The following is a 9410-nucleotide window of genomic DNA, read 5'->3' as shown; positions in this document are numbered from 1 at the left end:
GAAGTCGAAAGATTGAGTCATGTGTCACTCCTGTTTTCTTAATAATACTGAAATGACACAGATTTCTAAACACTACCAAGAAAAAACGATCACACATTTCCCAAGCGGTTTTAGTTTTAAAAAACAATGAACGCTATACAATCAAGCCAAATACCATCGCAACCTTAAACTTGCTTTATCTGTGCATTTATTTTGACTACCCCGTGCGTTACAAGCATGGCCTTACCGATGGTGGAGGCAGTATTGTGTTTATTTTGATGCGGGTTATGTCAATGGGTGGAAATTTTGTAATGATAGGTCTTTATTTATATTGGATAGGGGCTGGGTATTTGAAATCAATTCTTTAGCTCAAGCAGAAATCTCAGCCTTAATAGTTATTTAAAAAGCATTCATCAACACACAAAGTTTTTAACAGAGGGAACGTTATGATTAAAGGATTTATAAGTATTATTTTAATTGCCGTACTGGGTATTACGTTATTAAGTATAGGATTATACCGATTTGCAATTCAGCCTGAAGTTTCACAAACAATTACTTTTGGGTTAATGTGGATTGGCGGGCTTTTAAGTATGTATGGGTTGCTCGCTATGTTTTACAGAGGACTTACTAAAAAGGCATATTAAAGTTTTGTGGTGCTCATTCTTTCGGGTTTAATTATGCTAAAGGTATGGTTTATATAGCGTGTTATATAAAAACCTAAAATTACCTGCTTTTTCTAATTTAGTAGGTTTAATCTAAATTAATATATTAACACATTAATTAAATAATGATGGGTCTTGAAAACAATACTATTAAACCCTTAGCTGTTTGTTTTTTATATTCAGCTACCCTAATTCTATTCAAGTTTAAAGGATTTAAAATGAAAAAACATCTTAAGTTATTAACATTAATGTTAGCAACATTATTAACCAGTAATGCTTTTGCAAAGAATTACTTAACCCTAAATTATGCTTTATTAAACCATAATTCAGGACGTATAGCAGATGTGCAAGTTAAAATAAGCGATACTTATTTACGAACAGATTATAATCTACTTACTAATAATTATACTGTAAAGTTCTCGGAGTTAACTATTATTGATGAAGGCCAGTATGTGCTTTTGCATAATAAACATCGCGCTTACTTTCTTGATTATCATGTGCTTAAAAATAAAGCCAATACCGCATTAAAAAAAATGGCTGCACACATGCCTGGACTTTCTGAAGAACAAATTTACGAGATGAGCATAAACCCAGAAAATGATCCCGATTATTTTATTGACTATCAAGCCTCTGCAAAAAATACTTTTAGAGGTTTTTCTGATGGTGAATATGTTCACAATGTTAAAGTGTTACCCATCCCCAATAAATTTTTATCAAAAGAACAATATGACTGGTTGCTTACACGTGCTAAACAAGACACACATTTTGGTAAAGCTTATATTGAGTTACTTGAAGAACCCCCAATAGAATTCATTCGCAAGTTTCATTACCAATCAGAATCATTACCTATTGAAATTACATATGATGATTTCATTTTACAACTCGAAAGTGTTCACGATTCAAAAATTAACGAGCAAGAACTTCGTGTAGATGAAGACCTAATTAGTAAAGATGTAACGCTAGAAATATGGGAGCTTTTAAATGAGCTTAAAAACATGGCTATTGCTAAAGGTATAATCGAGAAGGGCGATACGTAGTTTTATCTATTTTCATCTGCTTTAAATCTATGATTGATAGTAGTATTAGTGACGATTATTTTGTACTTAAATCATCATATTCACGGTCATAAAAAACCGCTGTATGAAAAAATCATACAGCGGTTTTTTTAATTAATTTTAAGCTTATGCATTAAATTGATTTTTGATTGTTTCAATCGCGCTATCAATATCTATCATTAGCTTTTCACCAGTGCGGCGGTTTTTAAGTTCTACCTTGTTTTCATCAAGGTTACGCTCACCAATTACAAGCGTGTAAGGTACACCGAGTAATTCCATGTCGTTAAACATAACACCAGGGCGCTCTTTACGGTCATCAAATAGCACATCTAAACCTGCATCTTTCAAGCCTTGATATAGATTATTAGCAATATCAGGAATACGGTGCGATTTATGCATATTCATTGGCACAATTGCTAAATCGAAAGGGGCGATGGCTTTAGGCCAGGTAATACCGTATTGGTCGTTATTTTGCTCAATAGCTGCAGCAACAACACGCGATACACCAATACCATAACAACCCATAGTCATTGTTTGGTTTTTACCCGATTCGCTTAATACACCTGCTTTCATTGCTTCTGAGTACTTAGTACCTAGTTGGAAAATATGACCAACTTCAATACCGCGCTTAATTTGCAACGTGCCTTGACCACACGGGCTAGGATCGCCCTCAACAATATTACGGATATCAGCAACTTCGTAGTCTGTTACGTCGCGATCCCAGTTAATACCACTAAAGTGCTCATCGTCTTTGTTGGCACCAGCTACAAAATCAGCCATTACATTCGCCGTTCTATCAACAATAATTGGCATGTTTAAGCCAACAGGGCCTAAAGAACCCGGTTTTGCGCCAATGGCAGCCACAATATCTGTCTCGGTTGCCATTTCTAATGGTGCAGCAACCAGTGGGTGTTTTTCAGCTTTAAGTTCATTTAGCTCGTGATCGCCACGCAGTACTAGTGCAACTAAGCCACGCTTTCCGTCTTCATCAGGGGCGCCATAAACAATCAGTGTTTTAACACCGCGATGTGGTTTTACACCATAGTGTTTTTTCAGCTCATTAATTGTTTTAGCATCAGGCGTTGGGAATGCTTTTAGCTCTTTGCTTGCTTCAGGGCGCGATTCAGTTGGCGCTAGCGCTTCTGCTTTTTCAATATTAGCGGCGTAGTCACTGGCATCACTAAAGGCAATAGCGTCTTCGCCAGATTCAGCAAGTACGTGAAACTCATGCGATACACTACCGCCTATAGAGCCGGTATCAGCAATAACAGGGCGGAAATCAAGGCCTAAACGTTCAAAAATATTACAGTAGGCTTTGTGCATAACTTGATAAGTTGCATCTAAACATTCATCGGTTAAATGGAATGAGTAGGCATCTTTCATAGTAAATTCACGAGCACGCATAACACCAAAGCGCGGACGACGTTCGTCACGTACTTTAGTTTGTACTTGGTACAAAGTAATAGGCAGTTGCTTGTAGCTGTTAATTTCTTTGCGGACAAAATCGGTGATCACTTCTTCATGGGTAGGACCCATAGCAAATTCACGATTGTGACGATCGGTAAAGCGCATAAGCTCAGGACCAAACTCACTCCAGCGGCCCGATTCTTCCCATAGATCAGCCGGTTGAATTACTGGCATGAGCATTTCAATTGCACCTGCTTTATCCATTTCTTCGCGTACAATGTTTTCTACTTTTCTAAGCACACGTAAACCAGAGGGTAGCCAAGTGTATAAACCCGAAGCGACGCGACGGATCATTCCGGCTCTAAGCATTAATTGATGCGATACAATTTCCGCATCTGATGGCGTTTCTTTAAGTGTAGCGAGTATATATTGACTAGTACGCATGTTTTTTCCGAAATAGAGTAATATGTTCTTTTAATTTAGGCGCTCAGTTTACCAGCGGATGCATTGACACTAAAGCGCTAAGTGATTTTTTATCGCATTTTATAGCCATAGTAAGGTTTTAAAGTTAGTTTAACTGAGCTCTATTTGAGTAACCAGATGATGAGAGTCAGTCACTTGCCAAGTAATGTTGTATTCATACAAGTTCATACCATAACTTTGCATGCCTTGTTTTTGCTTTTTATACGCTGGACGAGGGTCTTGTTTTAGCACATTGCTGATAAACGCTTGTAGCTCAGGATAGTGGCTTTGTTTATTTATAAATTCCAAAGCTTGCTCACTAAATTCAACACTCATGTGAGTTTCTGGGCGCGTGTCGGCAAAGCCTGCACTAGCATCAGGTAAAGCGTCTGAATAGGGCAAATAAGGCTTAATATCTACAATGGGTGTGCCATCAAGTAAATCTATACCGGCGAGCAATAACGCTAACTGACCATTTTTGTATTCAATTCCCTCTAACTTAACAGCACTCATCCCTATAGCGTTAGGTCTGAATGTGGCGCGGGTAGCAAAAACGCCTTTACGTTCATTACCACCAAGGCGCGGCGGGCGCACCATTGCTGAATAGCCTTTATCCGCGGTTTCATGAAAACGAAATAACAGCCAAATGTGGCTAAATTCATCTAAACCACGAACAAATTCTTCACGATTAAAATCTGGAGCAAAAATTAGTTTAGCTTTTGCTTCTGGCACTAATCGAGGTTGTCTAGGAATGGCAAACTTTTGTTTATACGGTGATTGAATATGGCCAATAGCCGAAATTTGATAATCGCTCATAATGCTCGCTAACAAATAAAATAGGGGGGTATTCTACCTGTAATTACCATTGGTGGCATTAGCTTAATATAATCAGCATTAAGAGAGTTTAGACTGATTGGTTTAAATATGGAATAAAAAAGGGCAAGGCTAAACCTAGCCTTACCCTTAGATTGCAACTATTGAGTTGTTATTAAAACATATATTGGAAAGATACTGACGCAACATCCATTTCTGGATCAATATCATCATCTAATTCGTAACGCTCATACTCTAAACGCACTTGCATATTGGTTGTGAAAGCATATTCAATACCTGCACCATAAAATACGTCACCACCGTCTTGTGATACGCTAACGCTGCCTACTGGTAGTTCTTGAGTTACATCAGCATCCCATTCAAACCAACCGCCTTTTGCATAAACAGAAAAATCTTCAGTGATTGGCGCTGCAAAACGCGCTGCTAGTGATACCCCATCGATTTCTGCTTTACTGTCTATGTCACTCACTTCATCAAAATTTTGATAGGCAAGTTCAAGGCTTAAATGTTCATTAAATTGAGTACCGATATAACCTTTTAACATTTGCGCGTCGTCATCGAAATCGGTGTCGTTTTCGCTATCTTCAAACTGAAATGAATATTGGCCGTAACCAATACCCGTATAAATACGTGGAGAGTCCATGTCGGTAACATCAGCCTGTGCTGCTGAATTAAAACCCAGTGTTGCTAAAGCAAGTGCAGAGAGAGAAAGTGTTTTAATCATTGTATAGCTCCTTTAAAAAATAAAATCTAATGTTCGATAGATTTATCAAACGTCGACTTACTAATTGCAGTGAACATGCCAATAATTTTTTTGTTCAATATTTGCTCTTAAAGTGTATTTATTGAACTTTTTTGGTGGTTTAAGTACGCAAAACATCCAGCTGTTAAGCGTACTGTTAATTTGTAAAAAAATAAAAATTGTAGAATTTACAGCTTGTTGTAGTTTATACATACCTGCAAAAGGTACTTAATTAAACTTGATAAAGTAAGTTTTCTGTTTCTATCGCTATTTGTTTCATTTTAATGGCGTAATTTTCTAGCTTTTTATCTTCGTCAGTAACAGATGTGAATTCAGGAACGGCAACAGGGTAACCCGTCTCATCCATAGCAACAAAACTTATTACACAATGATTAGTTTCAACTAAGTTTTGGGTTTTAGGGTCGCCACAGCGTACTTGTATGAAAATTTGCATACTGGTTTTACCGGTGTGTGCAATTTTGGCTTCCACTTCAACAATTTGGCCAACCAAAATAGGACGGCTAAACTTAACGCCCGCAACCGATACGGTTACGCAGTAATGACCGCTCCAACCTGCAGCACAGGCATAGCCTGCTTGGTCAATCCACTTCATGACCACACCACCATGCACCTTGCCACCAAAATTTACATCGGTAGGCTCTGCTAAAAAACGAAAAATTACACTCGACGACGCCATAACACACTCTCATTTATTCATATTACTTAACAGCATAGCGCAAAAAAGGGGCCGAAGCCCCTGCAATTTAGGATAAGTTTATAATTTCTTTAGAAAGGTTGTTACATATTGGGGTAGTTAGGACCGCCAGCACCTTCAGGGGTGACCCAGGTGATATTTTGGCTTGGATCTTTAATATCACAGGTTTTACAATGGACACAGTTTTGCGCATTGATTACAAAGGCTTGCTCGCCTTCGACTTCTTGTACTTCATAAACGCCGGCAGGGCAGTATCGCTGTGCAGGTTCATCAAATTTAACTAAATTTACCTTAATCGGAATTGATGCATCTTTGAGTTTTAAATGACACGGCTGCGATTCTTCATGATTAGTGTTTGATAAAAATACCGAAGAAAGCTTATCAAAGCTGAGTTTGCCATCAGGCTTCGGATAGGCAATCTTTTCAGCTTGATCAGCGTCTTTTAAAGTGGCGTGATCGGGTACGTTATCTTTAAAACTAAACGGTAGGGCACCCTTAAATATGTTTTGATCAAGGGTGTTGTATGCACCGCCTGCAAATTTACCTAATGTATGCATTGCAGGGCCAAAGTTACGAGATTGATACAGCTCTTTATACGCCCATGACTTTTTAAACTCAGCGGTGTACTGGGTTAAATCAGTGTTAGCTAAATCGTTTTGTAGCGCATTAAAAATGACCTCAGCGGCTATCATGCCTGACTTCATAGCCGTATGATTACCTTTAATTTTTGCAAAATTAAGCGTGCCTGCATCACAGCCCACTAACAAGCCACCCGGGAAATGCATTTTAGGCAAAGAGTGTAGACCGCCTTTGGCAATGGTGCGTGCACCGTAAGCAATACGCTCACCCCCTTCAAGAGTGTTTTTAAATACCGGGTGGTGTTTTAAGCGCTGAAACTCATCAAATGGGCTCAAATGTGGATTTGAATAATTTAAATCAACAATTAAACCAACCACCACTTGGTTATTTTCGCTGTGATACATAAAAGCACCACCGCCAGTATCGCCACTCAATGGCCAACCGGTTCCGTGAACTACTTTACCCAATTGATGTTTAGATTCATCCACTTGCCAAATTTCTTTAAAGCCTAAACCGTAATGCTGTGGCGAGCATTCATCGTCCAATGCAAATTGATTAATCAGCTGCTTACCTAAATGGCCGCGACACCCCTCAGCAAATACCGTGTATTTAGCACGTAACTCCATACCCGGCATGTAACCGTCTTTTTCGTCGCCATTTTTATCAAGCCCCATATCACCGGTAATAATGCCCTTAACAACATCATCTTCAATAATAAGTGAATGAGCACTAAACCCTGGAAATATTTCAACGCCTAAGTTTTCTGCTTGCTCAGCAAGCCAACGACATACATTACCCATAGAAACAATGTAGTTACCGTTATTATGAAATGTGTTAGGGGTTGCAAAATGAGGGATAGAGGTTGCTTTTTGTTCGTTATTAAACCAATAAATTTCATCGCTTTGAACTTTAGTCGTAATAGGCGCGCCTAATTCTTGCCAGTTTGGCAGTAGTTCATCCAATGCTTTGGTTTCAAAAACAGCACCCGATAATACATGCGCGCCCACTTCAGAGCCTTTTTCAACCACACAAATCATGCACTCTTGTTGTTTTTCTTGTGCTTGCTGCGCGAGTTTAATTGCTGTTGAAAGCCCTGCAGGGCCTGCCCCTACAACAACAACATCAAATTCCATGGTTTCGCGTTCAATCATAATAACCTCTTTATCTATGACGGACTCACTTTTGCCCTGTAGGCAAAAAGTAAGCTAAGCAACCTGTTATTTTGTGATGCAAATTAAACGTTACAGGTTGTGAATAGTTTAAGGTTATTTTAGGTTGACGTTTACGTCAACAGGAAGTAGTCTGATTTCATAAAATAAATAGGTTGACGTATACGTTAGCTTATAGGTTTAAATAATTATGGAGTCCCTATGAAAGTTCTCGTACCAATAAAAAGAGTGATTGATTACAACGTAAAAGCTCGCGTTAAACCTGATAACAGCGGTGTTGATTTAACAAACGTAAAAATGGCAATGAACCCATTTTGTGAAATTGCGGTAGAAGAAGCGATTCGTTTAAAAGAGGCGGGTACTGCAAGCGAAGTGGTTGTTGTGACTATTGGCGCTAAAGCATCACAAGAGCAATTACGCACAGCACTTGCCCTTGGCGCTGATAAAGCGATTCATGTTGAAACCGAGCAAAACCTAGAATCTCTCCATATTGCAAAGTTACTTGCGAAAGTGGTTGAGCAAGAATCTCCTGAGCTGGTTATTTTAGGCAAGCAATCTATCGATTCTGATAATAATCAAACGGGCCAAATGCTCGCTGCATTAACTAATCGCGGCCAAGGTACATTTGCTTCAAAAGTCGTTATTGAAAATGGCAAAGTGAATGTAACCCGCGAAGTTGATGGCGGTTTGCAAACTGTTGCACTTAATTTACCCGCAATAGTCACCACCGATTTACGTTTAAACGAGCCACGTTATGCGTCGCTACCTAATATCATGAAAGCTAAACGTAAACCGCTAGAAGTTATTGCGGCCGATTCGCTAGGTGTCGATTTAAAACCGCGTATTGAAGTCGTTCGTGTAGAAGAACCAGCAAAACGCAGCGGCGGCATTATTGTTGAAGACGTTGCACAGCTTGTAGAAAAACTTAAAACAGAGGCAAAGGTGATTTAAATGAAAACTCTTGTAATTGCAGAGCACGATAACGGTGCCTTAAAACCAGAAACCTCAAAAACCATTAACGCCGCTAAAAAATTAGGCTTTGATGTCGATGTATTGTTAGCTGGCATAAACTTAGGTGCCATGAGTGAGTCACTTGCGAGCATTGAGGGTGTTACAAATGTATTACTTGCAGATAACGCGGTGTACGAACATCAACTTGCTGAAAGCATGACAGATTTAGTGTTATCACTAGCTGACAGTTACAGCCATATCGTGGCAAGTGCCACAACGACAGGTAAAAACTTTATGCCGCGTGTTGCCGCATTATTAGATGTTGCACAAATTTCAGAAATTATTGATGTTATTGACGCAGACACGTTTAAACGCCCAATCTATGCGGGAAATGCCATAGCAACGGTTAAATCACTCGATAGTAAAAAAGTGATCACAGTGCGTGCAAGTAGCTTTGATTTACAAGGCGAACAAGCACCAGCTAATGTCACAACCTTAGATACGGTCTCTGATTCACAGTTAAGTAGTTTTGTTAGTGTTGAACAAACTGAATCTGAACGCCCAGAGCTCACTGCAGCTGATGTAGTTATTTCAGGTGGTCGAGGTATGCAAAATGGTGAAAACTTTGCATTATTAAATGGCATTGCCGATAAACTGGGAGCTGCAATTGGCGCTTCGCGTGCAGCGGTTGATGCAGGCTTTGTCCCTAACGACATGCAAGTAGGGCAAACAGGTAAAATTGTAGCGCCTAATTTATACATAGCCGTTGGTATTAGTGGCACGGCTAGCGCATTTTAATCCCAGATTCTAACAGGGTTGAGCGATAATCATCGTCTAGCCCTGCCATTTTCTTTT

8 protein-coding genes and 1 pseudogene are annotated in these 9410 nt (G+C 39.2%); 4 read left to right on the top strand and 5 right to left on the bottom strand.

The genetic code is table 11. From position 1 onward, the window contains the following. The first annotated feature begins 425 nt into the window (after positions 1-425). A complete protein-coding gene (locus AAEY57_RS17890) occupies positions 426-623 on the top strand; it encodes a hypothetical protein (protein ID WP_350608418.1) in 198 nt (65 codons plus the stop codon). Positions 624-859: 236 nt separating this feature from the next. Beyond that, positions 860-1678, top strand: coding sequence for a hypothetical protein (locus tag AAEY57_RS17885; protein ID WP_350608417.1), 819 nt, complete (start codon positions 860-862; stop codon positions 1676-1678). 144 nt (positions 1679-1822) lie between these two features. Here the strand turns inward: AAEY57_RS17885 and AAEY57_RS17880 are convergent, their stop codons facing one another. From AAEY57_RS17880 to AAEY57_RS17860, 5 genes are all read right to left on the bottom strand, one after another. Then, positions 1823-3547 carry a proline--tRNA ligase gene (locus AAEY57_RS17880; protein ID WP_350608416.1) on the bottom strand — a complete coding sequence of 575 codons (1725 nt, stop codon included), beginning with the start codon at positions 3545-3547 and terminating at the stop codon, positions 1823-1825. Positions 3548-3676: 129 nt separating this feature from the next. Next, entirely contained in the window at positions 3677-4381 is a 705-nt protein-coding gene (gene tsaA, locus AAEY57_RS17875; RefSeq protein WP_350608415.1) for a tRNA (N6-threonylcarbamoyladenosine(37)-N6)-methyltransferase TrmO, read from the bottom strand. A gap of 172 nt (positions 4382-4553) precedes the next feature. Then, positions 4554-5123, bottom strand: coding sequence for an outer membrane beta-barrel protein (locus AAEY57_RS17870; RefSeq protein WP_033103413.1), 570 nt, complete (start codon positions 5121-5123; stop codon positions 4554-4556). A 250-nt stretch (positions 5124-5373) separates the two neighbouring features. Beyond that, positions 5374-5838 (bottom strand): acyl-CoA thioesterase, encoded by a 465-nt coding sequence (locus tag AAEY57_RS17865; RefSeq protein ID WP_024602547.1) that lies wholly within the window; start codon positions 5836-5838, stop codon positions 5374-5376. 101 nt (positions 5839-5939) lie between these two features. Further along, positions 5940-7586 (bottom strand): electron transfer flavoprotein-ubiquinone oxidoreductase, encoded by a 1647-nt coding sequence (locus tag AAEY57_RS17860; RefSeq protein ID WP_350608414.1) that lies wholly within the window; start codon positions 7584-7586, stop codon positions 5940-5942. Positions 7587-7805: 219 nt separating this feature from the next. On the opposite strand from AAEY57_RS17860, the gene AAEY57_RS17855 reads away from it, so the two are divergent. Further along, positions 7806-8555: an electron transfer flavoprotein subunit beta/FixA family protein gene (locus AAEY57_RS17855; RefSeq protein ID WP_350608413.1), complete on the top strand. Its 750-nt coding sequence runs from the start codon at positions 7806-7808 to the stop codon at positions 8553-8555. Next, positions 8556-9335 (top strand): annotated as a pseudogene (locus AAEY57_RS17850) (electron transfer flavoprotein subunit alpha/FixB family protein); the annotation flags it as partial. Positions 9336-9410: the final 75 nt, after the last annotated feature.

Source organism: Pseudoalteromonas sp. MER144-MNA-CIBAN-0113 (genome assembly GCF_040308965.1).
Taxonomy (GTDB): Bacteria; Pseudomonadota; Gammaproteobacteria; order Enterobacterales; family Alteromonadaceae; genus Pseudoalteromonas; species Pseudoalteromonas tetraodonis.
The sequence above is the reverse complement of the archived record's forward strand: the minus strand, read 5'-3'. Positions and strand labels throughout refer to the sequence as shown.